This is a genomic window from Ruegeria sp. BC6, from assembly GCF_056539185.1.
This window is the reverse complement of record NZ_JBQFUM010000001.1, coordinates 433728-456454: the sequence shown is the minus strand read 5'-3', so window position 1 is coordinate 456454 and position 22727 is coordinate 433728. Positions and strand designations below refer to the sequence as shown.

Sequence of the window (22727 nt, the reverse complement as noted above, 5' to 3'; positions counted from 1 at the left end):
ATTGGACGTCTTGATGACATCGACGGCCGGCCTCTGGCTGGCCGTTGTTCTGAGCGGTGCCTATCACGGGTTGAACCCCGGTATGGGCTGGCCGTTGGCCGTGTCGGCGGCATTGATGGAGCAACGCCAATCCGCTCTCTGGCGCGCGTTGGCAGCGCTGGCGGGCGGGCATTTTGTGGCGATGCTGGGTGTTTTGCTGCCCTTTGCGCTGATGACCATCCTTGTAGACTATCAGCGCGAAATCCGGATCGGAGCGGCCCTGATCGTGATCGCTATGGGCCTCTACATCGCGATCACCCGGCGCCACCCACGGTTTCTGGCGCGCGTACCGCCCAGTCGGCTGGCGCTGTGGTCGTTTCTGGTGGCGCTGGCGCATGGAGCGGCGCTGATGCTGGTCCCGATCTATCTGGGCCTGTGCGGGCTGGACGAGCTGGATACCGGCCACAGAGCCGTGTCAGAGATCATGGGCACCAATGGCCTGCTGGTTCTGGCTGTAGCCGCGGTCCATACAGGCGCGATGATGCTGGGCGGCGGTGCGTTGGCCTTCGCGGTCTATCGCTGGCTGGGCCTGCAGTTTCTGTCTCGCAGCTGGTTCAACCTGGAAATGGTCTGGGCGCTCAGCCTGATCCTTGTGGGTGTTCTCGGCCTGTGGGCCGCAATCTGAGGTCTTCCCCCTGCCCCGAAACAGATTAGGTTCGACGGGCAGGCATTTGAAACGCGAGGCCCCAATGACCGGAATACTCAACATCATCGCAGCCCTTCTGACCATCGGCTTTGGCTTGTTCGGCTTTCTGGCTCCGGCTTGGACGGCGGCGTCGCTGGACCTTGCGCCCACCAACAGCACGATGGGCCTCAGCGAAATGCGGGCCTCGGTCGGCGGGCTGTTTGTCGTGACCGGCATCGCCGTATTGTGGCTGAACCACCCGATGGCCTACGCGATGTTGGGCGTGGTCTATGCGGGCGCGGCGCTGGGTCGGTTCGTGTCCGTACTGCTGGACAATCCCCCGTTGGCCAAAGCGTTGACCTTCGGCGGAATCGAGCTGGTGCTGGCGATCTGGCTGATTGCCGCCAACCTCTTCAAGCCCGCGTGAAAGGTTGGAAAAATCGCCATGATCCCGCGCTTTGGGGGTTTGCATCCGCAAATATCCTCACCTATATAAATCCTGTCCTTCGGGACTATGGACATAAACGCGCTCGTAATAAGCGGATCGGACCCGGGGGCGGTACCCGGCGGCTCCACCATACATCCTTCATTTGGGGATCATGGGGCCGAAACAGGATCGACGAACGTCTAAAGGGGTTAGCTTTGTCTCGGCTGTCTGCCACCGTTACCGGCGAAAACAGTACAATTGCAAATGACAATCGTGCTCCGGTTGCAGTTGCTGCGTAAGCAGTAACCAGACCGAAACTTAAGTCCTTGCGCCTAGCCGCGTAAGGCGGGGTTCGCAGGTACCTGGCAACAGAAACCTGCATTTCCCTGGATTTTGTCTGAGTTTTTGCGCCGAATTTGGCCGCTATTCAGAAACTGTTCACTCCTGTCATTCAAAGTAGCGGAAGACAGACAGGAGAGTTGGGATGACTCATTCAGAGATACTCAGAGCCTGGTATTCCGAGGTCTGGGAAAAAGGCAATATTGACGCGATCGACCAGTATTTTGCCCCGGAAACGATGGCCGAAGGGCTGATACCCGAAATGCAGGTCGGGGCGGACGACTTTCGCGACCTGGTCATGGCCTTTCGGCACGTTCTGGGCGAAATCCAGGTGGACTTGCCCAAAATTATCGAAAACGGCGATTGGGCGTCGGCCGTTCTGCATGTGCGGACCTCGCGGGCGGACAACGGCGCGCCCTTGGAGGTCACAGGCCAAGTTATGGCGCGCTTCAAAGGTGACAAGATGGTCGAAGCCTACAACCAGTTCGACTTCGTTTCCCTGTTCGAACAGCTCGGCCAGTTCCCGCAGGATACCTTGCCCGTTTGCATGACAGGGCAACGGCTGGACTGGGCCTGAACCGGTTCTTGACCGCGCGTGCTGACCCCGAGTAGCAAGAGCACACGGGGTCAGCATGTGAACGCCCTGCCCGGCGGCAGCCCGGGTTCGCATGTCTCCAAATCCAAAGGGGCACATGCCATGGCTGCGCAATTTCCAATGATCGCTGGTAGTCGGATCGGCACCTATGCTCCGAATATCGGATGGAGCCGCCCGAGGACCGCCGAAACCGGCGCATGCAGGGCGGATCCCCTGTAGTGAACCCCTCACTGTCAGAACTGGTCCGGGTGTTCGGCCGCATCGGCCTCCTCTCATTTGGTGGCCCAGCGGCACAGATCTCATTGATGCACCAGGAATTGGTCGAACGGCGGCCATGGTTGGATGAGCAGAGCTTTCTGCGCGCGCTGTCGTTGTGCATGTTGCTGCCCGGCCCCGAAGCCATGCAACTGGCCACCTATGCCGGCTGGCGGCTGCGGGGCGTGCCGGGCGGGCTGATTGCCGGCGGCCTGTTTGTTCTGCCCGGAGCGCTGGTGATAGCTGTGCTGGTCGGCCTGTATGCTGCCTACGGAGATCTTCCCCTGGTTCAGGCTGCATTTCTCGGGATCAAGGCCACGGTTATCGTGATCGTTCTGCAGGCGGTGCTCAATCTTTCTCGCAAGACTCTATCTGGGGCAGAGCCCGGGATTCTTGCGATACTGGCGTTCTTGGCGATCTTCGCTCTGAATCTACCTTTCCCCCTGATCATTCTGGCCGCGGCTGTCTGGGGCTTTTCACGTAAGCCTTCAGAGCAGCCTTCAGTTTCGCAGAATGTCGATACCGCGTTGGCTCGGCCCGTGCGGACCGCAGCGCTCTGGCTGTTTCTGTGGTTGGCTCCGCTGGTGTTGTTGACCCTTTCCGGCCAGACGTTGCTAAGCGATCTGGGCTGGTTCTTTGCTCGATTGGCCGTAGTCACTTTCGGCGGGGCCTATGCGGTGCTGGCCTACATGACCCAGACGGTCGTCGAGAACTATCAATGGATCTCTACCGATCAGATGATCGATGCGCTGGGACTGGCAGAAACAACCCCCGGCCCTTTGATACTGGTCACGCAATTCGTCGCCATGCTCGCCGGGCAGTTGGCGGGCGGGATGTCCCTTGCGCTGGCAGCCGGGGTCGTTGCGCTGTGGGCGACCTTCGTTCCGTGCTTCCTGTGGATATTCGTTGCCGCACCTTACCTGGACGTCATAGCGCAAAGACCGAGACTGTCGGGAGCATTGCGCGCAATTACCGCGGCGGTCGTCGGTGTGATTCTCAACCTGTCGGTGTGGTTCGGACTGCACGTCCTGTTTGGAACCATCGGAGAAGTCGAGTTTGGTCCGATCTCACTGCCCATTCCGATTTTTTCGACCTTGGACATCGCAGCCGTTGGATTGACATGCCTTGCCGGAGTCTTGATTTTCATAAGAAAAACCGGTCTGGCAACGACGCTGGGCATCATGATAGGAGCAGGCGCAATCCTGCATCTGGTTTGAACAATCAGACGCAACCCGCTCTTTCGTTTCCGATCAAATCCCTTATGCTTGGGATAACCACTTTCGAGGATGACACATGTCGCAAGGCATTGACTACGGCAACTTGATGCACAACGCTATGCGCGGGCTGATCAAGGCTGTTCTGAAGCGCGTTTCCGAAGCCGGATTGCCCGGCGCGCACCATTTCTTCATCACGTTCGATACCCGTGAGCCCGGCGTCGAAATCGCTGACTGGCTGCGCGAACGCTACCCTGACGAGATGACGATCGTGGTGCAGCACTGGTTCGAAAATCTCGAGGTTGGCGAGGACGGATTTGCCATCACGCTCAATTTCGGTGACGCTCCTGAGCCGCTGTATATCCCCTATTCGGCCATCCAGACCTTTGTCGATCCGTCGGTCGAATTCGGCCTGCGCTTCGAAAGCTCGGACGAAGAAGATGAGGACCCGGTGGAAATCGAGGCCGAGTCGATCGAGGTCGAACCCGAAGACGAGCCGCATCACGATGCGGATATCGTATCGCTGGACAGCTTCCGCAAGTAGTCCGTATCCATTGGACCAGGCTTCGCTTTTTTGGCGGAGCCTATTGTTTTTCCAGGAATGTTTCGACCGAACGTGACTTCTGTCCATCTCTGAACCGGGAAAAGGACAGGTTCAGCCCGCCCTCGGCCAGCGTCCGGTCATACTGCTGCAATTCGTACCCGCCGTCCTCATCTATGAACAGCGAGAAGACGGTCAGCGTTTCCCCTTCGATCCGCCCCCAGACAAAAGGCTCACCCTTCATTGGGTCCAGTGGAACCTCATGACCGAAGACATTCCGCTTCATGGCTGCGGAATAGATGTTGTTCCGATCAGAAGGTCGGAACTCGACCGAGAAGCTTTGTTCTTTCACCCGGCCGTCGGCTTTGTAGGTGGTAGTCTTCCACTTGACCACGAACCCTTCGCCCGTCTCTGCGATGGAAACGCTCATGTCCCGCGGGGTCGACGATCCGTCCGCATCCACCACGTCCGCAGATCCGACATAGTCGCCGACAAAGGGACCGATGTCCTGCGCCCATCCGGGAGACGCCAACAAAAGCCCAAACGCCAGTACCGACAGCCATCGGGCCATTTGCGCGAAAGATGAGGTCCGGTCTGAGCGATTCATGGTTCTTTCTCCGCGGTTGCCTTCTTTATCTTAGCTCAGCCGGGAACGGGCACAATGGTACGGCCCTGTGACCGACCAAGAAAAGTGACGCACACCGCATGGCTATACCTTTTTTGCCCTTCGGACTAAGGTGCGCGCAACTGGCCGATTGAACCATGGCTTAGCTGCGGTTAAACGGCATGCGACTGCATACCAGACGGAGTGACAGATGTCTCAGACCCGCACCGAATCCGACAGTTTTGGCCCGCTCGAGGTTCCTGCCGACAAGTATTGGGGGGCGCAGACGCAGCGCTCGATCATGAACTTCCCCATCGGATGGGAGAAGCAGCCCGTCGCCATCGTGCGCGCGCTGGGCGTGGTCAAGAAGGCCTGCGCCATGCAGAACAAGGCCACCGGCAAACTGGACGCACGTATCGCCGACGCGATCATCCAGGCCGCAGGCGAGGTGATCGAGGGCAAGTTCGACGACAACTTCCCGCTGGTCGTCTGGCAGACCGGATCAGGCACCCAGTCGAACATGAACGCCAACGAGGTCATCGCGAACCGCGCGATCGAGATCCTGGGCGGCGTGATCGGCTCGAAGGATCCGGTGCACCCGAACGATCACTGCAACATGGGACAATCGTCGAACGACACCTTCCCCACCGCCATGCATATCGCCACCGCTATGAGCGTGCGTGACGTGCTGCTGCCGGGGCTGGAAAAGCTGGCCGCCGGGCTCGGGCAGAAGTCGGCGGAATTCAAGGACATCATCAAGATCGGCCGCACTCACACGCAGGACGCGACCCCGCTGACCCTGGGCCAGGAATTTAGCGGCTATGCCCACCAGATCCGTCAGGGCATCGCCCGTGTGAACACCGCCATGCCCGGCATCTACGAGCTGGCGCAGGGCGGCACCGCCGTCGGCACCGGGCTGAACACCCAGAAGGGCTGGGCCGAGGCCGTCGCCGCCAACATGGCCGAAATCACCGGCCTGCCCTTCGTCACCGCGCCCAACAAATTCGAGTCGCTGGCCGCTCATGACGCCATGGTGTTCCTCTCGGGCGCCTTGGCCACCGTCGCGGGCAGCTGCTACAAGATCGCTAACGACATCCGCTTCCTCGGGTCGGGGCCGCGTTCGGGTCTGGGCGAGCTGATCCTGCCGGAGAACGAGCCCGGATCGTCGATCATGCCGGGCAAAGTCAACCCGACCCAGGCCGAGGCGCTGACCCAGGTCGCAGCCCACGTCATGGGCAATGACGCTGCGATCAAGTTCGCCGGCAGCCAGGGCCATTTCGAACTGAACGTCTACAACCCGATGATGGCCTACAATCTGCTGCAGTCGATCCAGCTGCTGGGCGACGCGACGGACAGCTTCACCGAACGCATGCTTCTGGGCACCAAGGCCAACGAGGCGCGCATCGACAAGCTGATGAAGGAATCGCTGATGCTGGTCACCGCCCTGGCCCCCACCATCGGCTATGACAACGCAACCACGGTCGCTAAGACTGCGCACAAGAACGGGACCACGCTGAAGGAAGAGGCCATCAAGCTGGGCTTCGTCGACGAGGCGACCTTTGACGCCGTCGTGCGCCCCGAGCAGATGATCGGGCCCAAGGACTGATGGGCAAGCCGGTCAATCTGAACCGGTATCGCAAGGAAAAGGCGCGGGCCGAGAAAAAGGCCCGCGCCGACCGGAACGCGGCGGCGTTCGGGCGCAGCAAGGCAGACAAACAGCTGGACAAGGCCCGTGCCGACAAGGCCAGCCGCGATCTGGACAATCACGAGCTGGACGAATGAGCGGCCCGCCGGTCAAACGCTCGCTGACGCTCAAGGGGCACCGCACTTCGGTTTCGCTCGAGGATGAGTTCTGGCAGGCGTTCCGAGACATCGCCAAGGCAAAAGGCTTGCCGATCAATGTGCTGGCCTCGGAAATTGATGTCGCGCGCGACCCCGAGACTGGATTGGCGTCGGCCATTCGCGTCTTTGTTCTGAACTGGTACCGGTCACCCGATCGCAACCCTTGATCTGATATCCGTCTGCGCCTAGGGTGATGGCGAACAAAAGGGGTACATTCGATGCGCGAACTCGTGACCGGGCCGGATGGCCAACCGCGATGCGGCTGGTGTCAGGCCGCGCCGGAGTTCTTCGACTATCACGACAATGAATGGGGTTATCCGGTAGGTGACGACCAGCGTCTGTTTGAGAAGCTCTGCCTTGAAAGCTTCCAATCCGGCCTCAGCTGGCGCACCATTCTGGCCAAGCGCGAGAACTTCCGGAAAGCCTTTTCCGATTTTGATTTCAACGTGATGGCCGGTTTTTCTGAAGCGGACGTTGAACGACTGCTGCAAGATGCCGGTATCATCCGCCATCGCGGCAAGATCGAGGCGGTGATCAACAACGCCCGCCGCGCACAGGAACTGGTGGCCGAAACCGGCTCGCTGGCGGCCTATGTCTGGCGGTTCGAGCCCGAGTCCCCTCCTGCGCCGCAGACGGCCTCGACTTCGCCCGAGTCGGTTGCCATGTCCAAGGATCTGAAAAAGCGCGGGTGGAAATTTGTCGGCCCCACCACGGTGTTTGCCTTCATGCAGGCGATGGGGCTGGTGAATGACCACGCCACCAGCTGCGCCATGCGCGAAAAAGCGGCGCAGATGCGCCGCTTTTTCATCAAACCGGTCGAACCTCAGACCGAGGCGCGGTAGATCTTGTCGATATTGCTGCCAAGGGCCGCGTTGAACTCGGCATCCGACTGCTGTTTCGACAGCCCCTCGGTCAGCGCGCGCGAGAAAGAGGCGATCATCTTGCCGTTCTGCGCCAGCAGGTCACAGGCCTCGTCGGTCGAATAGCCGCCCGACAACGCCACAACCCGCAGAACACGCGGATGATCGGCGGCCTCGTCATACAGATTGGCCTTGCTGGGCAGGGTCAGCTTCAGCATGACGTCCTGCCCTTCGCCCAACTCGTCGAGGTTCTTGAGGATTTCGGCTTTCAGGATCTCTTCCGCTTCGGCCTTGGTGTCCGACTTGATGTTCACCTCGGGCTCGATGATCGGAACCATGCCGGCGGCGATCACCTCGCGGGCCACGTCGAATTGCTGTTTCACCACGGCGGCGATGCCCGCGGCATTGGCCTCGTGGATGACCGAGCGTTCCTTGGTGCCGAACACACCTTCGGCCTTGGCCAGCGTCTCGGCCAGGCCCGGGATGGGCTTCATCAGCTGCACACCGTTGGCGGTGTCCTCCAGCCCCTTGTCGATCTTGAGGAACGGCACGATGCCTTTGACTGACCACAGGTAATCGGCCACCTTGCGACCGTCGATTTCCTCGCTCAGCGTGCGTTCGAACAGGATCGCGCCGATCACCTTTTCGCGGGTGAAGTCATCGGCCAGGATGATCCGCGCGCGCATCTTCTGGATCTCGGCAAACATTTCCTCGTCCGAGCCATAGTCGGACGGCTGCACCCCGTACAGCGCCAGCGCCTTGGGCGTCGAGCCGCCGCTCTGATCCAAAGCCGCGATAAAACCCGCACCGTTGATCATCTGTTCGCGCTGTTCAGCCTTGGACATAACACTTTCCCGTTCAGTAATGATTCCGCTTTTCCAACCGCATACAGCATGGCGCGGGGCGATGATAGTTTGTTAGCGCTCAACCACGCGCAGCCAGATTCCGTCGCGCGACCGGACCGTCAGATGCGCCACCGGGACCGGGGTGTGGCCCTCGACAGGTTCGAAGCGGTACCGCCGCAGCAGGGTCGACAGGATCAACGGCCCCTCGACCATCGCAAACCCCGCCCCGGTGCAGACTCGCGGCCCGGCCGAAAACGGTATGAAGGCCGCCCGCTGACAGGCTTTGCCGTTTTCAGTCGCCCAGCGGGCCGGGTCAAAGCTGTCGGGGTCCTCCCACAGCCGTTCATGCCGATGCAGGTGCCATGGGCTGAGCACGATCTGCGCGCCCTTGGGCACGTCGCGGTCGCGGAAGCGTTCGGGGCATGTGGCCTCGCGCACCATCATCGGCACCGGCGGATAGAGGCGCAGCGCCTCGCGGAACACATCGCGGCTGATGCGCAGTTTGGACATGCTGGCAAAACTGATTTCATCCTGCGCGCGGGCTTCCTCGGCCACGCGGTCCTGCCAGTCAGGATAGGCGGCCATCAGGTACAGCGTCCATGCCAGGGCCGAGGCGCTGGTCTCGTGCCCGGCCAGAAAGAAGATGGCCACCTGATCGATCATCTCATCGGTATCGAAACACTGCCCGGTCAGGGGGTCGGACGTGGTCATGATCTTGGTGGCCAGATCGTCGGGCGCGGCGCCGGCGGCGATCTGCGCGGCCCGCTCGCGGGTCATGCGGGCGATCAAGGCGCGGATTTCAGCCGCCGCACGGCGGGTCTTGCGCGGGTGGAACCGAGGCACCCAGCCGGGCAGCGGCACGAAAGCCGCAAGGTTCAGCAGAGGTTGCTGCCGCTGATAGGCGCGGAATTTCTCGAACACCTGTGCGGCGATTTCGTGCTCGATAGGCACCGAGAACAAGGTGCGAAAGATCACGTCGGCGGCGGCATGGCTGGTGACCTCTTCGATCTCGACCGGCACGCCCGTCCTGTCGCGCAGGCGATCGGCGCAAGCCTCGGCCGAGGCCAGCATCGCGGGAAAGGTCTGTTTCAGCCGCCCGCCCTCGAAGGCCGGATCGATGATGCGGCGTTGGCGCTCCCAGGTCGCGCCGTTGGTCAGGAATACCGATTGGCCTAGCAGGGGCCGCAGGCCTTCGCTGATCCGGCCGGATTTCGGGAAATCCTGAGGACGGTGTTTCACAACCCGGTCGATCAGCTCGGGCTGGTTGATCAGGTAGGACCGGAAGAACGGGGTGCGGAACTCGGCCATCCAGGCGCGGTACAGGCGTTGCGGCTGGGCCGACAGGATGTCACGCCGGAACAGGCGCAGGTATTGCCACAGAGATACCTTGTCCGGTCTGGCGGGCGGCTTGGGCGGGGTCATGCGCGCACCGTCCGGTACTTTGACACCGCCCGCTCGATCCGCGATTTCGACGGCGCCCGGCCGGCGAACCGAGCGCCCAGTGTCAGCGGGCCGGCCGTGATGCGGAAATAGTCATAGTCGCTAGGCCGGTCGAACGCGCAAAGATACTGGAAATGCAAACGGAAGAACCGCCAGCGCAACGCGGCCCAACGTTCGGGCGACAGGGTTTGCGTAAAAGCGGCTGACAGAACCAGCGGCCACCGCTTGCCCGGCCCGGCAACCCCGCTGACCGCAACCGGATCACATAGGGCAAAGGCGCAGCCATCCCCGGGTGCCGAGACATCGACCCATGTCAACTGCTCGGTCTGCGACAGCAATTGCAGGTCGGACCGCAACCGGCCGGCCCGCGGCAGGAATGACACCATCGGCACCACCTGCCCCAATGTCAGGAACGACAGGACCGGGCCATCCGGTGGCACCTCGCCCCGCCGCAGCAGGTCGGCCAGAACCGAAACCCCCAGATGGGCGCCGGAACTGTGGCCCACCACCAGAACCTCATCGACGGGCGACCGTAGCGCTGCCGCAATAGTGGCACGGAATTCGTCCAGCCGAGCCTGCAACTCGGGCGGCGTTTCTCCCCGCAGCCGCGCAGAATAGGCATAGTCGTGCATCAGGTAATAGGCGAACAGGCGGTTGTCGATCTTTCGGAACCAGCGCAAGACCCACCAGCCCGCCAACACGCCAATAGCCAGGCTGAGATACATCCGCGCCGCAAAATAGGGACCGAACAGCGCGGGTCCTTCCACAGCTTCAACCAACCAATGCATCGCGGACTCGGACAACATTGCCACACCGTAGAAGACCAATCCCGCCAGCGCCAACTGCCCCAGCAACATCGCCACCGGATAGAGTGCGGCGATCACCGGTCCTTTGCGCAGCCGCATCAGCCGCCACAGCGTGCCAGTCGAGATGTAGATCGAGGCCGTGCACAGCAGTTGCCAGTAGGTCGCCGGGATCGAGCTGTCCATGCTGTCGCGCACGATGTCGGACCAGACTAGAACCTCGACATCCGTATCTACTTCGGCCCCGTCCTGCTCCGACCGGACGTGCCAGCCATAGGGGCCATCGCCCGTCTTGGCCGAGACCTCCAACCGATACCCGGAAATCGCTGACTGCGCGCGCCCCTCTTTTCGATAGAGTTCGCGATAGCGGCGGGGATGGATCGGATCATAGCCGGGGATATAGAACACCCGGCGTCGTTGTACCCCAGATTGCGGAACCTGACTGCTCATGCCTTTGCCCTTGTTGCGGGCAGGTTAGCGCAGCGATGTGGCCAAGGTAAGGCCCGATCATCGCGACCGGGCGCCGCGTCAGCCCAGAGTGGCCAATGCCGGGAACGTCTCAAGCAGCCACCAGCTGAACTCGGTGAACAGACCCGTCACCAGCATGATGCCGACGACCAGCAACAAGCCACCCATGACTTTTTCGATCGTTCCCATATGCGGTTTCAGCTTGTTCATCACCGCCATTGAACGGTTCAGGAACATCGCAGCCAGCAGGAACGGTATGCCCAGACCCGCCGCGTAGACGCCCAGCAACAGCGTGCCCCGCGCCACCGAAGCCTCGGACGCGGCCAGCGACAGAATCGCGCCCAGCTGGGGGCCGATGCACGGGGTCCAGCCGAATGCGAAGGCCAGCCCCAGAATGTAAGCCCCAAAAACCGAGCCGCCTGAGTCCCCGGTTTCGAGCCGCGCTTCGCGGTCCAGGATCGGAATGCGGAACACGTTCAGGAAATGCAGGCCGAACACGATCACCACCAGACCCGAGGCCTTGGCGAACAGCTCCTGGTTCTGCAGTACGAATGCGCCGAAGGCCGAGGCCGTGAAGCCCAGCAGCAGGAATACCGTCGACAGCCCAAGGACGAAGAACAGTGCCGACAGGGTCGCCTTGCGTCGAGCCTGCGCCTGATCCTGCATCTCGTGAATGGTCACGCCGCTCATATAGGCCAGATAAGGCGGCACGATCGGCAACACGCAGGGCGACAGAAAGCTGATCAACCCGCCGACCAGCGCGATGAACATGGCGGGCAGAAGCCCCGCGTCGATGATATCGATTCCGAACATGCCACTGCACATAGGATATCCTATGGGGCGCGTCACGGGGCCATTCGGTCACATCCTCGTGGTTGCCGGCTGGACAGCTGTGCGTCATGCAAATATCTGAGAGCCATGACACAAGAAGCCGAAACACTGGATGCATTGGGCCTGCTGTGCCCCCTGCCCGTCCTGAAAGCCCGCAAACGGCTCAAGGCCATGCCTGCGGGCTCCCTTCTCCGGGTCCTTGCCGACGATCCGGCCGCAATCGTCGATGTACCTCATTTCTGCTCGGAGTCCGGGCACGAGCTGATCGGGATGGAAGAAGCTGCGGATCACCACGTCTATCTCATTCGGAAAAACGGCGGGACCTGAAAGAAAAAAGGCGGACAATACTGTCCGCCTTTTTTTGTCTTATTGGCCCAGTGACCACCAACCGCGCCGTTTGGGCTTGGCCGGAGACGGCTCGGGTTCTTCCGCCACCGTCTCAAGCACCGGCTCTGCGGCGTCCTCGGCTTTTTCTTCTGTTGCCGCTTCCGGCGCTTCCGCCACGGGCTCGGCATCTGGCGTTTCGACTTCTGCCGCTACCTCGGGCTCACTCTCTTCGACCGGCTCCTCGGCTTGCGCTTCGGGGGCATTGTCCTCAGCACCCGCAGCCTCATCAGCAGGCGTTTCTGCGGCCGCCTGAACCGCTTCTTCGGCCACCTCGGGTTCCGGCGCGGGCGCCTCTTCGACTTCGGCCGTCTTCTTGCGGCGCGGTGCCCGACGTTTTTTGGGCTTGGCCGATTTTTCTTCGGCCTGTTCCGCTTCACCCTCGGTCACGTTTTCGGCGCCAGCTTCTGCGGTCTCAGCCGGAGCGGATTCAGACTCTGCGGTCTTTTCCGTCCCGGACTCCTCGGGTTGCGCCTCGGTGGTCGCCTTGTCTTCCGCAGCTTCGTCAAAACTGGTTGCCTCGGCCTGCTCGCCGTTACCGCCGTTCTTCTTGCGGCGACGCCGGCGGCGCTTGCGCTTCGGCTTGGCTTCCTCTTCCGCCTGTTCCGGCTCGACGGCGCTGTCTTCAACCTCGTCCTCGGAATCCACCAGATCCATCAGCGATGCCGTCGCGGACACCACCGGCGCAGAAGCTTCGGGAACGATCCGGCTGGCCGTCTTGAACTTCTCCATCGAGAAATCAGGGCTGACCAGATGAATGTCGCCTTCGATCCGAACAGACAGGCCATAGCGGGCCTCGATCTGCGCGATATGTTCGCGCTTCTGGTTCATCAGGAAGTTCGCAATGCTGACCGGACACCGCACCAGCACCTCGCGTGAGCGGCGGCGCGTCCCTTCCTCTTCGATCTGACGCAGGATCGACAGAGCCATGTTGTCGTCCGAGCGGATCAGACCGGTGCCATGACAGGACGGGCAAGGCTGTGTGGTTGCCTCAAGCATTCCTGGGCGCAGGCGCTGGCGGCTCATCTCCAGCAGGCCAAAGCCCGAGATCCGTCCAACCTGAATACGGGCCCGATCGGTCTTCAGCTTGTCCTTCAGGCGCTTTTCGACCGCCAGGTTGTTCTTGCGCTCGTCCATGTCGATGAAGTCGATGACGATCAGACCGGCCAGGTCGCGCAGGCGCAGCTGGCGTGCAACTTCCTCGGCGGCCTCAAGGTTGGTTTTGAGCGCAGTTTCCTCGATCGAGCCTTCCTTGGTGGCGCGGCCAGAGTTCACGTCGATGGCAACCAACGCCTCGGTCACGCCGATCACGATATACCCGCCCGATTTCAGCTGGACCGTCGGGTTGAACATCCCCGCCAGATAGCTTTCCACCTGATAGCGCGCGAACAGCGGCAACTGATCCTCGTACCGCTTCACGTTCTTGGCGTGCGACGGCATGATCATCTTCATAAAGTCTTTGGCGATGCGGTAGCCACCTTCGCCTTCGACCAGAACCTCGTCGATGTCCCGATTGTAAAGATCACGGATCGACCGTTTGATCAGATCGCCCTCCTCGTAGATCTTCGCAGGAGCGATCGATTTGAGCGTCAGTTCGCGGATCTGCTCCCACAGGCGCTGCAGGTATTCGTAGTCGCGCTTGATCTCGGACTTGGTACGCTTGGCGCCGGCTGTACGGATGATCAGACCGGCGCCCATAGGCACGTCGATCTCGGATGCGATTTCCTTGAGCTTCTTGCGGTCCGCGGCGTTGGTGATCTTGCGGCTGATGCCGCCCCCGCGTGCGGTGTTCGGCATCAACACACAATACCGGCCGGCCAGCGACAGGTAAGTGGTCAGCGCGGCACCCTTGTTGCCACGTTCTTCCTTGACGACCTGCACCAACAGAACCTGGCGCACCTTGATGACTTCCTGAATCTTGTAGCGGCGCGGGCGTGGTTTGCGCGGAGGACGGATATCCTCGCTGTCATCATCATCCGCAACCGACTCGATTGTGTCATCCTTGGCCGCCGCATCCGGCTTGGCCTCATCAGCTTCGACGTCGGTTTCGTCGGCTAGATCCGCTTCGGGCTCGTCTGCTTCGACGGGTTCCGCGGGTGCGGCGTCGGCTTCGGCCGTTTCGTCCGCCGGTTCGTCACTCGCGTCTTCACTCGGCTCTTCGACCGGAGTTTCAGCGACCGTCTCCATCGGAGACGTGCCTTCGGGCACATCCTGATCAGTGGCGTCTTCCTCGACCAGATCGATGGTTTCCATGCCTGTCGGCTCGGCGGATACGTCCAGCGTTTCGACCGGATCGTCCGTCTTGACCTCTGCCGCCTTCGAACGCGAACGCGAGCGGCGCCTCTTGGGCTTGGATTCTTCGGCCTCGTCCCGCGCCTTCATTGCCTCGGCATAGGCGCGCTCTTCCTCCATGAGGGCTTCGCGGTCCGCGACCGGAATCTGGTAGTAGTCCGGATGGATTTCCGAGAACGCAAGGAAGCCATGCCGGTTCCCGCCATAGTCAACAAAGGCCGCCTGCAGCGAAGGTTCGACGCGCGTTACTTTTGCCAGGTAGATGTTGCCAGCAAGCTGGCGTTTGTTTTCGGATTCAAAATCGAACTCCTCGACCTTGTTTCCGTCCACCACCACGACGCGGGTCTCCTCCGCGTGGGTGGCATCGATAAGCATTTTCTTTGCCATGTGTCCTTGGTGCACCGCGCCAAACGCGTTGTCCTGACCTGTCCAGGCGGACAGGCGCATCTGGGGTGGTGTCTTGTCTGGGCGATTACGGACGGCGCACGGCAGGGATCGGCGCTGTGGCCCCCTGCCCGTATACTCAATCGTAGCGCGCGCGTCATCGCGGTTCTTCTCCGACAGGCGCGAACACGCCGCTGCCTGCCCATTATTCCTTTCGCCCGAAGTTCGGGCTCAGGTACTCTACTGCCCCGTAACGGGGCACAATCGGTCTGCTTGGCCGGGCGGGAAAGGTCACCACCTGCAGCAAAGCAGCGAAACTCAATGATTCGGGACATCCAGGCACAAAAATGCGCCCGACCCGTCCCGGTACAATAAAAGCAGTCCTGTGGAAAACACAATGGGCAAACTGCAAAGGAGCCCGATCTACAGACAGGTCGGGCATCCTCCGGCCTCAAATTTCCCGGGTGTACTTTGGCCAGAAGGCCAACAGGGATTGCCCCCCTCGCCTACAGATAGTCCGCCCGTTGCAACCCGTACTTGGCCATTTTTTCATTCAAAGTCCGGCGCGGCAGGCAAAGTTCCTCCATCACCGAGGCGATGGATCCCTTGTGGCGCCGCATTGTGTTGTCGATCAGCATCCGTTCGAACGCCTCAACGTATTCCTTCAGCGGCTTACCCTCGGTGGTCATCACCGGCTGCATCTCTTCGTGATCGGACATCAACAGTGACGCGATGGTGCCCGAGCCGCGCCGCGACTGCAGAACCGCGCGTTCGGCGATGTTGATCAACTGGCGCACGTTGCCCGGCCACGGGGCCTGCAGCAGCTGCGCGGCCTCCTGGGCGCTGACTTGCGGCGCCTCACAACCATATTCCTCGGCAAACTGCTCGCTCAGCCGGGTGAACAGGGTCAGGATATCCTCGCCTCTCTGCCGCAGCGGCGGCATGGTGATCCGCAGCGCCGCCAGCCGGTAAAACAGATCGGGCCGCAGCACGTCCTCGCTGGTCTTGCCAGCTTCCTGCAGGTTCGAGATCGCAACGATCCGGGTTTCAGCCGGCGTCCCCTGCTCGTTCATTACGCTCAGCAACCTCGCCTGCAGCGTGTCGCTCAGCGCCTCGATGTCCTCCAGCACCAGAGTACCGCCCCGGGCTTCCTCGATGGCGGGCAGTTGCGTGTCTTCAGGCATCATGGGACCGAACAGCCGCTTGGCCAGCGCCTCTTCTTCCAGCGCGGCACAGGAGACCAGAACGAATTTCTTGCCCGCCCGGCTGCCCACTGCATGCAGCGCGTGCGCCACCAGGGTCTTGCCGGTGCCGGTCTCACCGTCGATCAGCACATGCCCGTCGGCCTGGCCCAGGTCCAGAATATCCTCGCGCAGGCGCTCCATCACCGGGCTGGCGCCGATCAGCTTGTTCATGATCTGCGTGCCACCCGACAGCTCGCGCCGCAGGGCGCGGTTGTCCAGCGTCAGCCGCCGCGCGTTGCTGGCGCGTTTGGCCAGTTCCGACATCCGATCCGGGTTGAACGGCTTCTCCAGAAAGTCGAACGCCCCCACCCGCATCGCTTCGACCGCCATTGGCACGTCGCCGTGACCGGTAATCATGATCACCGGCAAGGTGCTGTCGGCACCCATCAGCTTTTTCAAAAGTTGAATGCCATCCATACCGGGCATCTTGATGTCCGAGATCACGATCCCCGGGTAATCCGGCCCCAGAACCTTCAGCGCATCCTCGGCGCTGGCAAAGGTTTCGGTGTCATAGCCGGACAGCGCCAACCATTGGCTGATCGACTGGCGCATGTCCTGTTCATCATCCACGATGGCAATCTTCATGGCCTGTGCCATAGGTACGTCCTCGTTATTCTGCGGCCTCAAGGCCGTCATGTCCCAAAATGGGCAGTTGCATCTCGAATACCGCGCCGCCGTTCTGGCCGTTGCGCGCAGTCAGCCGTCCGCCATGGTCGTTCACGATCCCGGACGAGATGGCAAGCCCCAAGCCGACCCCATCTCCGGGCCGCTTGGTGGTGTAGAACGGCTCGAACAGGTTCTCGATATCCTCGATCCCGTGGCCATTGTCGCGCACCGCCAGCACGGCGGTCTCGCCTGCGGCCAGAATGATCTCGACCTCTGGCTCTGCAACAGATTTGGTGGCGTCGAGCGCGTTTCGCAACAGGTTGACCATAACCTGTTCGATCCTCATCCGATCTCCCATCACGATCACCGGCTCTTCGGGAAGAATCTGGGTGATCTTGACCTGCCTCTGACGCAGCTGCGGTTCCATCATCGACAGGGATGAGGCCAACGCCTCCCCAAGATTTACGGGCGAAAACGCGTCCGCGCCCTTACGGGCATAAGACTTGAGCTGTCGCGTGATCGCGCCCATCCGCTCGATCAGACCGTCGATCCGACCAAAGCTGGCCAGTGCCTCTTCGGGACGGTTACGGCGCAGCAGCAGCCGCGCGCCCGCCAGATAGGTCTTCATCGCCGCCAGCGGCTGGTTCAACTCGTGACTTACGGCCGCCGACATCTCGCCCAGGGCTGCCAACTTCGAGCTTTGCGCCAGCGTCTGTTCCGCCACTTCCAGCGTCTTTTCAACCCGTTCGCGTTCGGCGATTTCACGCTGCAGCCTTGCGTTCAATGCGCGAAGCTCCGCCGACTCGCGTTGGAACAGCGCCATGCGGAACGTGGCCCTGCGGCTCAGTGCATAAAAGGTCAGCGCCAGGAGAATCGCAAACCCCATGATCTCGAGTGCCAGCACGCTGTTCACCTTTTCGCGGATCGAGGAATAGGTCGTGAACGAGGTCATCTTCCAACCGCGGAACGGGATGCGGGTCTCCATGCGCATCACGGCCTCGCCCGCAACATAGGCGTCCGGCGGCAAGGCCGTCCAATCGGTAGTCGCCCGAATTGCGCGCTGGATGGCACCCTGGGGATGCTGCCGCAACAACGCCTCGGTCTCGTTCAAGCCGCGCCACTGGGGTTCGGTCGACAGAATGATAGTTCCGGTGCTGTCGGTCACCATGACCGCGTCCGAGATCCCGGCCCAGGCGTTTTCAAACTTGCGCAGATCAACCTCGACCACGATCACGCCCAGAATTTCGGACCCGGCCTCGATCCTGCGGGAATAGAGAAAGCCATAGCTGCCAGTCTCGCGCGCAATCTCGGAAAAGATCGTCGCGTTCGACCTGACGGCATTCACGAAATACGGGTCACTTCGATGGGACTCGCCCAGTCGATTGCGGTCTGTTGCGGCAACGACCCGACCATCCCGATCCAACAGCATCAGCGACGCAGCCCCGATTTCTTCAACAAAGGACAGAAGCCGCTGCGTCGACAGGGAAAAATCGGCTGACTGCAATGCCGAAATCAAGGTCGGGTCCCGGGCCAGCAATTGTGGAACGATGGCGTTCCGACGCAATTCGCTCAGCAGGTTGCCGGAATAGAGCGCCAGACGCAGTTCAGCCCTGTTGCGAGTCGATTCCGTAAACCGATTGGTCAGCAGGCTGTTGGTGACCCAGACCGTCGCCGCAGCAGCAACCAGCAACACGAACACGGCGAGCCGCAGGCGCCACCCCAAAGGGGCACCGCGGCCAAATAGATTTGTCCAGCCTGATTGCGCGTCGGAACTCATGCACTGAAGCTACGCTTCCGCGCCCACGACCTCAAGTCACGCAGGTGTCAGCACACCCGACAATGCGCGGAAGAGCGCCACTCCGTCGGTGCCGCCATGGGCCTCGTCCGCCGCCCGCTCGGGGTGGGGCATCATGCCCAGCACGCGCCGGTTATGCGACAGGATCCCGGCAATATCCCCGCGCGAGCCGTTGGGGTTGTCGGTATAGCTGAAGGCAATCCGATCCTCGTCCCGCAGGCGGGCAATTGTTTCGTCATCAGCGAAGTAGTTGCCATCGTGATGCGCGATCGGAATCTGAATCACGTCTCCGGCGTTGTAGCCCTGAGTAAAGGCGCTGTCGCTGGTCTCCACCTTCAGCCCAACGGTTCGACAGATGTATTTCAGGCCGGCATTGCGCAGCAGTGCGCCCGGCAGGATGCCGGTCTCGGTCAGTATCTGGAACCCGTTGCAGATGCCGATGGCATAGCCGCCCCGTTCTGTGTGTTCGACTACCGCCTTGCAGATCGGAGACTGCGCGGCGATCGCACCGCAGCGCAGGTAATCGCCGTAGGAAAACCCACCCGGCACGCCCACGATGTCCACGCCCTGCGGCAGTTGGGCATCCTTGTGCCAGACCATGTCGACCTGAAAACCAGCCTGCTCAAAGGCGACGGCAAGATCCCGGTCACAGTTGGACCCCGGAAAAACGACAACCGCTGCGCGCATGGGAAACCCTCCTTGGGGATGACGGTCAGAGAACTCAGACCAGTTCGATCTCGTAACGCTCGATGACCGTGTTGGCCAACAGCTTCTCGCACATTTCGGCCACATCAGCCTCGGTTGCGCCATCGGCCAGTTCTAGGTCAATTACCTTGCCCTGCCGCACGCCTTGCACCTTGTCGAACCCCAGTGCGCCCAATGCGTGGCGCACAGCCTCGCCTTGGGGGTCGAGAACCCCGTTCTTGAGCATTACGTGCACCCGTGCCTTCATCGTCGCAACTCCACCTGTGGCCCGCCGCGCCGGGGCCTGTTCCGTTGCGCGGGGGATAGCGCGACTGACCGCGCAGAACAAGCCTTTGTGATGCGGTCGAATGACCGCAGGCGCTTCATCTTGAGGAATTCAATTGCCCGCGCTGCCCGTCAACCCGGGATAATGTGCATCAACCGCGTTGAAGATGCCGGTCAGAACCATCTCGACGGCCACGGCAACCAGCAGGATCGCCATGATCCGGGTCAGCACGTTGATCATCGTCTCACCTACAAGACGCGAGATGCTGTCGGCAAACAACAGGCCGAGCCCGACGATGAAACAAGCGATCAGGATCGCCGAGCCAAGGGTCACAAGTTCGGCCCCATCCGACAGTTGATGCGAGAACACAATCGTCACGGCAATCGTGCCCGGGCCAATCGTCAATGGGATCGCCAGCGGAACAACGGCAAAGTTCAACTTGCGCGCGTGACCATCGACCACGGCCGCCTGGTCGCCCGGCGCACGGTCTTGCGCGTTCAGCATCGACATGCCGATCCCGAAGATAATCAGCCCGCCGGCCGCGCGAAACGAAGGAACGTCGATCCCGAAGACAGCCAACACCTCTTCACCAATAGCGACCGAGATCAGCGCGATCACCGTCACCGAGGCCATCACGATCATAGCTACCCTGCGCCGTTCGGCAGGTGTGCAGTCGCGCGTCATGCTCAGGAAGATCGGGATGTTGTAGAGCGGGTTGAATATGGCCAGCACGGCCGCCAGAAACTTCAGAAAAACCGCTTGATCGAACAACGCGCTCATTCAGTGTGCCACCTTGGTTAGCGGACCGGGTTGGTCGGTCAACCCGAAGATGCGTGACGGGGGCCTGACCTGTCAAACCCGCAATGAAAAATGCGCCGCTCCGAATAGGAGCAGCGCATCCTTGTTAGGCCCTGCCTGTCGGCGCCATCAGTTGATCAGGGTGGGCTTGCTCACATTGCTTTTCGGCAGAACCCCCAGGCGACGGGCGACCTCGGAATAGGCATCGGTCAAGCTGCCCAGATCGCGGCGGAACACGTCCTTGTCCAGCTTTTGCCCTGTCTCGATGTCCCACAGGCGGCAGCTGTCCGGGCTGATCTCATCAGCGACGATCAGGCGTTGGAAGTCACCCTCGTAGACACGACCGATTTCGATCTTGAAGTCGACCAGACGGATACCCACAGCCAGCATCACGCCGCTCATGAAGTCGTTCACCCGCAGCGCCAGGCTGAGGATGTCGTCCATGTCCTGCTGACTGGCCCAGCCGAACGCAGCGATGTGCTCCTCGGTCACAAGCGGATCACCCAGCGAGTCGTCCTTGTAGCAGTATTCCACGATCGGACGCGGCAACTGCGTGCCCTCGGCGATGCCCAGCCGTTTCGACAGCGACCCGGCGGCATAGTTGCGGACGATCACCTCCAACGGGATGATCTCGCAGCTACGAACAAGCTGTTCGCGCATGTTCAGGCGGCGGATGAAATGGGTCGGCACCCCGATCTGGTTCAGACCGGTCATGAAGAATTCGCTCAGGCGGTTGTTCAGAACACCCTTGCCGTCGATCACGTCTTTCTTTTCCGCGTTGAACGCGGTGGCGTCATCTTTGAAATACTGCACGATCGTGCCCGGTTCGGGGCCTTCGTACAGGATCTTGGCCTTGCCTTCGTAAATCTTCTTGCGACGCGCCATGTGCGACCTTTCCAGGCTGGGGCGAGGGAATGAGTCCCATCGCGTTGGCGCTCTCATAGTGCAAGCCCCCCTTTCCCGCAAGTTCATGCATCCGAGAGGCTTTGACGCAGCGCAAATACCTTGCACCCGGCTGCGCGTATGGTCATATCATCAGGAAACACACTTTTACTTGAAGAGGCCCAACACCCATGACCACGTTCGACGAACGCGAAAACGCCTTTGAAGCAAAATTCGCCCATGACGAAGAAATGCAGTTCAAGGCGCAAGCCCGTTGCAACAAGCTGCTGGGCCTGTGGGCTGCGGAAAAAATGGGTAAAAGCGGCGACGAGGCCGCCGAGTATGCAAAATCCGTCGTGATCGCCGATTTCGAAGAGGCCGGCCACGAGGACGTTGTGCGCAAGGTCGCCGCCGATCTGGGCGATCTGTCCAGCCCCGAGGAAATCCGCGCCAAGATGGCGGAACTGCTGCCCGAAGCCAAAGCTCAGGTGATGAGCGAAGCCAACTGAGGCATGCCGCCCACCTCATGATCTTCATGAGTATTATGAATTTGATTTGACGTCCCGGTCATGCGACACGGGGCGTCTAAATTTTTGGCCCGTGGGGCCACAACTCCGGACATCTCCAATGACCAACGCGCTGACCAGACTGCTGGAAACGAAGGACGCCATTCTTGCCGACGGCGCCACCGGAACGAACCTGTTCAACATGGGGCTGCAATCGGGCGACGCGCCCGAGCTGTGGAACACCGACCAGCCCGACAAGATCCGCGCCCTGTATCAGGGGTCGGTGGACGCAGGCAGCGACCTGTTCCTGACCAATACATTCGGCGGAACGGCGGCACGTCTGAAGCTGCACGACGCCCACACTCGCGTGGCCGAGTTGAACCGCATCGGCGCCGAACTGGCGCGTGAGGTGGCAGATGCCGCCGGGCGCCCGGTGGTGGTTGCAGGATCGGTCGGCCCGACCGGGGAAATCCTGGAACCAGTGGGCAGCCTGACCCATGCCGAGGCGGTAGAGATGTTCCACGAACAGGCCGAGGCGCTGAAAGAAGGCGGCGTCGACGTGCTGTGGGTAGAAACGATCAGCGCGCCGGAGGAATTCCGCGCCGCGGCCGAGGCTTTTGCCCTGGCCGACATGCCTTGGTGCGGTACCATGAGTTTTGACACCGCCGGGCGCACCATGATGGGCGTGACCTCGGCAGATCTGGCGCAACTGGTCGAAACCCTGCCCAACCCGCCGATCGCCTTTGGCGCCAACTGCGGCACCGGCGCGTCTGACATCCTGCGCACGGTTCTGGGTTTTGTGGCTCAGGGAACCGAACGCCCCCTGATCTCCAAGGGCAATGCGGGCATTCCGAGATATGTTGATGGCCACATCCACTATGACGGCACGCCCGAACTGATGGGCCGTTACGCAGCCATGGCGCGGGATTCAGGTGCGACCATCATCGGTGGTTGCTGCGGAACGATGCCAGCGCACCTGCGTGAGATGCGCAAGGCACTGGACACTGAACCCCGTGGCGCCCGTCCGTCGCTCGAGCAAATTACTGCAGTCCTTGGGCCTTTCTCGTCGGCCAGCGACGGAACCGGGGACGAGGCGATGCCCGAACGGCGCGCGCGTCGCCGCCGCCGGGCCTGATGG

The 22727-nt window shown here is 61.4% G+C and carries 24 protein-coding genes and 1 other RNA gene; 13 read left to right on the top strand and 12 right to left on the bottom strand.

Features of this window, described 5'->3' with window-relative positions:
- The first annotated feature begins 13 nt into the window (after positions 1-13).
- From ACR0MM_RS02215 to ACR0MM_RS02190, 6 genes are all read left to right on the top strand, one after another.
- Positions 14-664, top strand: coding sequence for a hypothetical protein (locus ACR0MM_RS02215; protein ID WP_170339290.1), 651 nt, complete (start codon positions 14-16; stop codon positions 662-664).
- Positions 665-728: 64 nt separating this feature from the next.
- Positions 729-1091 carry a DUF4345 family protein gene (locus ACR0MM_RS02210; RefSeq protein WP_170586594.1) on the top strand — a complete coding sequence of 121 codons (363 nt, stop codon included), beginning with the start codon at positions 729-731 and terminating at the stop codon, positions 1089-1091.
- 35 nt (positions 1092-1126) lie between these two features.
- Positions 1127-1474, top strand: a transfer-messenger RNA (tmRNA) gene (gene ssrA / locus ACR0MM_RS02205).
- A gap of 101 nt (positions 1475-1575) precedes the next feature.
- Entirely contained in the window at positions 1576-2007 is a 432-nt protein-coding gene (locus ACR0MM_RS02200; protein ID WP_093961996.1) for an ester cyclase, read from the top strand.
- Positions 2008-2243: 236 nt separating this feature from the next.
- Positions 2244-3497 (top strand): chromate efflux transporter, encoded by a 1254-nt coding sequence (gene chrA, locus ACR0MM_RS02195; RefSeq protein WP_480694168.1) that lies wholly within the window; start codon positions 2244-2246, stop codon positions 3495-3497.
- Positions 3498-3573: 76 nt separating this feature from the next.
- A complete protein-coding gene (locus ACR0MM_RS02190; RefSeq protein ID WP_480694166.1) occupies positions 3574-4038 on the top strand; it encodes an SspB family protein in 465 nt (154 codons plus the stop codon).
- Between the two features lie 40 nt (positions 4039-4078).
- Here ACR0MM_RS02190 and ACR0MM_RS02185 read toward each other — a convergent pair whose 3' ends face one another.
- Positions 4079-4642, bottom strand: a complete 564-nt coding sequence (locus ACR0MM_RS02185) for a hypothetical protein (protein WP_170363513.1) — start codon at positions 4640-4642, stop codon at positions 4079-4081.
- A 208-nt stretch (positions 4643-4850) separates the two neighbouring features.
- Between ACR0MM_RS02185 and fumC the strand changes: the two genes are divergently transcribed.
- Genes fumC through ACR0MM_RS02165 form a run of 4 tightly spaced genes read left to right on the top strand, consistent with a single transcriptional unit; the run spans position 4851 to position 7323 of the window.
- Positions 4851-6245: a class II fumarate hydratase gene (gene fumC, locus ACR0MM_RS02180; RefSeq protein WP_480694164.1), complete on the top strand. Its 1395-nt coding sequence runs from the start codon at positions 4851-4853 to the stop codon at positions 6243-6245.
- Entirely contained in the window at positions 6245-6421 is a 177-nt protein-coding gene (locus ACR0MM_RS02175) for a DUF4169 family protein (protein WP_170357726.1), read from the top strand. The genes fumC and ACR0MM_RS02175 overlap by 1 nt, the downstream gene beginning before the upstream one ends.
- Positions 6418-6648 carry a ribbon-helix-helix domain-containing protein gene (locus ACR0MM_RS02170; protein ID WP_170363516.1) on the top strand — a complete coding sequence of 77 codons (231 nt, stop codon included), beginning with the start codon at positions 6418-6420 and terminating at the stop codon, positions 6646-6648. The genes ACR0MM_RS02175 and ACR0MM_RS02170 overlap by 4 nt, the downstream gene beginning before the upstream one ends.
- 51 nt (positions 6649-6699) lie before the next feature.
- Positions 6700-7323, top strand: coding sequence for a DNA-3-methyladenine glycosylase I (locus ACR0MM_RS02165; protein WP_480694162.1), 624 nt, complete (start codon positions 6700-6702; stop codon positions 7321-7323).
- Here the strand turns inward: ACR0MM_RS02165 and ACR0MM_RS02160 are convergent.
- The 4 genes from ACR0MM_RS02160 to ACR0MM_RS02145 form a co-directional block, all read right to left on the bottom strand.
- On the bottom strand, positions 7305-8186 hold the full coding sequence (locus tag ACR0MM_RS02160) for a fructose bisphosphate aldolase (protein ID WP_480694160.1): 882 nt from the start codon (positions 8184-8186) through the stop codon (positions 7305-7307). The genes ACR0MM_RS02165 and ACR0MM_RS02160 overlap by 19 nt on opposite strands.
- A gap of 72 nt (positions 8187-8258) precedes the next feature.
- Entirely contained in the window at positions 8259-9608 is a 1350-nt protein-coding gene (locus ACR0MM_RS02155) for a cytochrome P450 (protein ID WP_480694158.1), read from the bottom strand.
- Positions 9605-10879, bottom strand: a complete 1275-nt coding sequence (locus tag ACR0MM_RS02150) for a hypothetical protein (RefSeq protein WP_170439316.1) — start codon at positions 10877-10879, stop codon at positions 9605-9607. Before ACR0MM_RS02150 ends, ACR0MM_RS02155 begins: the two co-directional genes overlap by 4 nt.
- A 78-nt stretch (positions 10880-10957) precedes the next feature.
- On the bottom strand, positions 10958-11710 hold the full coding sequence (locus ACR0MM_RS02145; RefSeq protein ID WP_170338729.1) for a cytochrome c biogenesis CcdA family protein: 753 nt from the start codon (positions 11708-11710) through the stop codon (positions 10958-10960).
- A 105-nt stretch (positions 11711-11815) separates the two neighbouring features.
- On the opposite strand from ACR0MM_RS02145, the gene ACR0MM_RS02140 reads away from it, so the two are divergent.
- Positions 11816-12055 (top strand): sulfurtransferase TusA family protein, encoded by a 240-nt coding sequence (locus ACR0MM_RS02140; RefSeq protein WP_093961985.1) that lies wholly within the window; start codon positions 11816-11818, stop codon positions 12053-12055.
- A 39-nt stretch (positions 12056-12094) separates the two neighbouring features.
- Here the strand turns inward: ACR0MM_RS02140 and ACR0MM_RS02135 are convergent, their stop codons facing one another.
- The 7 genes from ACR0MM_RS02135 to purC all read right to left on the bottom strand — a co-directional run bounded on the left by ACR0MM_RS02135 (position 12095) and on the right by purC (position 21086).
- A complete protein-coding gene (locus ACR0MM_RS02135) occupies positions 12095-14791 on the bottom strand; it encodes a ribonuclease E/G (protein ID WP_480694155.1) in 2697 nt (898 codons plus the stop codon).
- A 503-nt stretch (positions 14792-15294) separates the two neighbouring features.
- Complete coding sequence (locus ACR0MM_RS02130) at positions 15295-16629, bottom strand: sigma-54-dependent transcriptional regulator (protein WP_093961984.1); 1335 nt, start codon at positions 16627-16629, stop codon at positions 15295-15297.
- A gap of 13 nt (positions 16630-16642) precedes the next feature.
- Positions 16643-18415, bottom strand: coding sequence for a sensor histidine kinase (locus ACR0MM_RS02125; protein WP_093961983.1), 1773 nt, complete (start codon positions 18413-18415; stop codon positions 16643-16645).
- 36 nt (positions 18416-18451) lie between these two features.
- Positions 18452-19120: a phosphoribosylformylglycinamidine synthase subunit PurQ gene (gene purQ, locus ACR0MM_RS02120; RefSeq protein WP_170357712.1), complete on the bottom strand. Its 669-nt coding sequence runs from the start codon at positions 19118-19120 to the stop codon at positions 18452-18454.
- Positions 19121-19154: 34 nt separating this feature from the next.
- On the bottom strand, positions 19155-19385 hold the full coding sequence (gene purS / locus ACR0MM_RS02115; protein ID WP_093961981.1) for a phosphoribosylformylglycinamidine synthase subunit PurS: 231 nt from the start codon (positions 19383-19385) through the stop codon (positions 19155-19157).
- A 129-nt stretch (positions 19386-19514) separates the two neighbouring features.
- Entirely contained in the window at positions 19515-20183 is a 669-nt protein-coding gene (locus tag ACR0MM_RS02110; RefSeq protein WP_480694153.1) for a MarC family protein, read from the bottom strand.
- Positions 20184-20330: 147 nt separating this feature from the next.
- Positions 20331-21086 carry a phosphoribosylaminoimidazolesuccinocarboxamide synthase gene (gene purC / locus ACR0MM_RS02105; protein ID WP_170357710.1) on the bottom strand — a complete coding sequence of 252 codons (756 nt, stop codon included), beginning with the start codon at positions 21084-21086 and terminating at the stop codon, positions 20331-20333.
- 188 nt (positions 21087-21274) lie between these two features.
- Here purC and ACR0MM_RS02100 point away from each other — a divergent pair, with 188 nt between their 5' ends.
- Together ACR0MM_RS02100 and bmt are read left to right on the top strand one after the other, a co-directional pair.
- On the top strand, positions 21275-21592 hold the full coding sequence (locus tag ACR0MM_RS02100) for a DUF1476 domain-containing protein (RefSeq protein ID WP_170357709.1): 318 nt from the start codon (positions 21275-21277) through the stop codon (positions 21590-21592).
- Between the two features lie 118 nt (positions 21593-21710).
- Positions 21711-22724 (top strand): betaine--homocysteine S-methyltransferase, encoded by a 1014-nt coding sequence (bmt, locus tag ACR0MM_RS02095; protein ID WP_480694151.1) that lies wholly within the window; start codon positions 21711-21713, stop codon positions 22722-22724.
- The last annotated feature ends 3 nt before the right edge of the window (positions 22725-22727 follow it).

Coding starts and splice junctions, on each gene's coding strand:
- ACR0MM_RS02100 (WP_170357709.1), top strand. CDS start 21,275: ATGACCACGTTCGACGAACGCGAAAACGCCTTTGAAGCAAAATTCGCC.
- fumC (WP_480694164.1), top strand. CDS start 4,851: ATGTCTCAGACCCGCACCGAATCCGACAGTTTTGGCCCGCTCGAGGTT.
- ACR0MM_RS02110 (WP_480694153.1), bottom strand. CDS start 20,183: ATGAGCGCGTTGTTCGATCAAGCGGTTTTTCTGAAGTTTCTGGCGGCC.
- ACR0MM_RS02200 (WP_093961996.1), top strand. CDS start 1,576: ATGACTCATTCAGAGATACTCAGAGCCTGGTATTCCGAGGTCTGGGAA.
- ACR0MM_RS02125 (WP_093961983.1), bottom strand. CDS start 18,415: ATGAGTTCCGACGCGCAATCAGGCTGGACAAATCTATTTGGCCGCGGT.
- purS (WP_093961981.1), bottom strand. CDS start 19,385: ATGAAGGCACGGGTGCACGTAATGCTCAAGAACGGGGTTCTCGACCCC.
- purQ (WP_170357712.1), bottom strand. CDS start 19,120: ATGCGCGCAGCGGTTGTCGTTTTTCCGGGGTCCAACTGTGACCGGGAT.
- ACR0MM_RS02160 (WP_480694160.1), bottom strand. CDS start 8,186: ATGTCCAAGGCTGAACAGCGCGAACAGATGATCAACGGTGCGGGTTTT.
- ACR0MM_RS02165 (WP_480694162.1), top strand. CDS start 6,700: ATGCGCGAACTCGTGACCGGGCCGGATGGCCAACCGCGATGCGGCTGG.
- purC (WP_170357710.1), bottom strand. CDS start 21,086: ATGGCGCGTCGCAAGAAGATTTACGAAGGCAAGGCCAAGATCCTGTAC.
- ACR0MM_RS02155 (WP_480694158.1), bottom strand. CDS start 9,608: ATGACCCCGCCCAAGCCGCCCGCCAGACCGGACAAGGTATCTCTGTGG.
- ACR0MM_RS02130 (WP_093961984.1), bottom strand. CDS start 16,629: ATGGCACAGGCCATGAAGATTGCCATCGTGGATGATGAACAGGACATG.
- ACR0MM_RS02185 (WP_170363513.1), bottom strand. CDS start 4,642: ATGAATCGCTCAGACCGGACCTCATCTTTCGCGCAAATGGCCCGATGG.
- ACR0MM_RS02175 (WP_170357726.1), top strand. CDS start 6,245: ATGGGCAAGCCGGTCAATCTGAACCGGTATCGCAAGGAAAAGGCGCGG.
- ACR0MM_RS02170 (WP_170363516.1), top strand. CDS start 6,418: ATGAGCGGCCCGCCGGTCAAACGCTCGCTGACGCTCAAGGGGCACCGC.
- ACR0MM_RS02145 (WP_170338729.1), bottom strand. CDS start 11,710: ATGTTCGGAATCGATATCATCGACGCGGGGCTTCTGCCCGCCATGTTC.
- ACR0MM_RS02215 (WP_170339290.1), top strand. CDS start 14: ATGACATCGACGGCCGGCCTCTGGCTGGCCGTTGTTCTGAGCGGTGCC.
- ACR0MM_RS02150 (WP_170439316.1), bottom strand. CDS start 10,879: ATGAGCAGTCAGGTTCCGCAATCTGGGGTACAACGACGCCGGGTGTTC.
- ACR0MM_RS02135 (WP_480694155.1), bottom strand. CDS start 14,791: ATGGCAAAGAAAATGCTTATCGATGCCACCCACGCGGAGGAGACCCGC.
- ACR0MM_RS02190 (WP_480694166.1), top strand. CDS start 3,574: ATGTCGCAAGGCATTGACTACGGCAACTTGATGCACAACGCTATGCGC.
- ACR0MM_RS02140 (WP_093961985.1), top strand. CDS start 11,816: ATGACACAAGAAGCCGAAACACTGGATGCATTGGGCCTGCTGTGCCCC.
- ACR0MM_RS02210 (WP_170586594.1), top strand. CDS start 729: ATGACCGGAATACTCAACATCATCGCAGCCCTTCTGACCATCGGCTTT.
- bmt (WP_480694151.1), top strand. CDS start 21,711: ATGACCAACGCGCTGACCAGACTGCTGGAAACGAAGGACGCCATTCTT.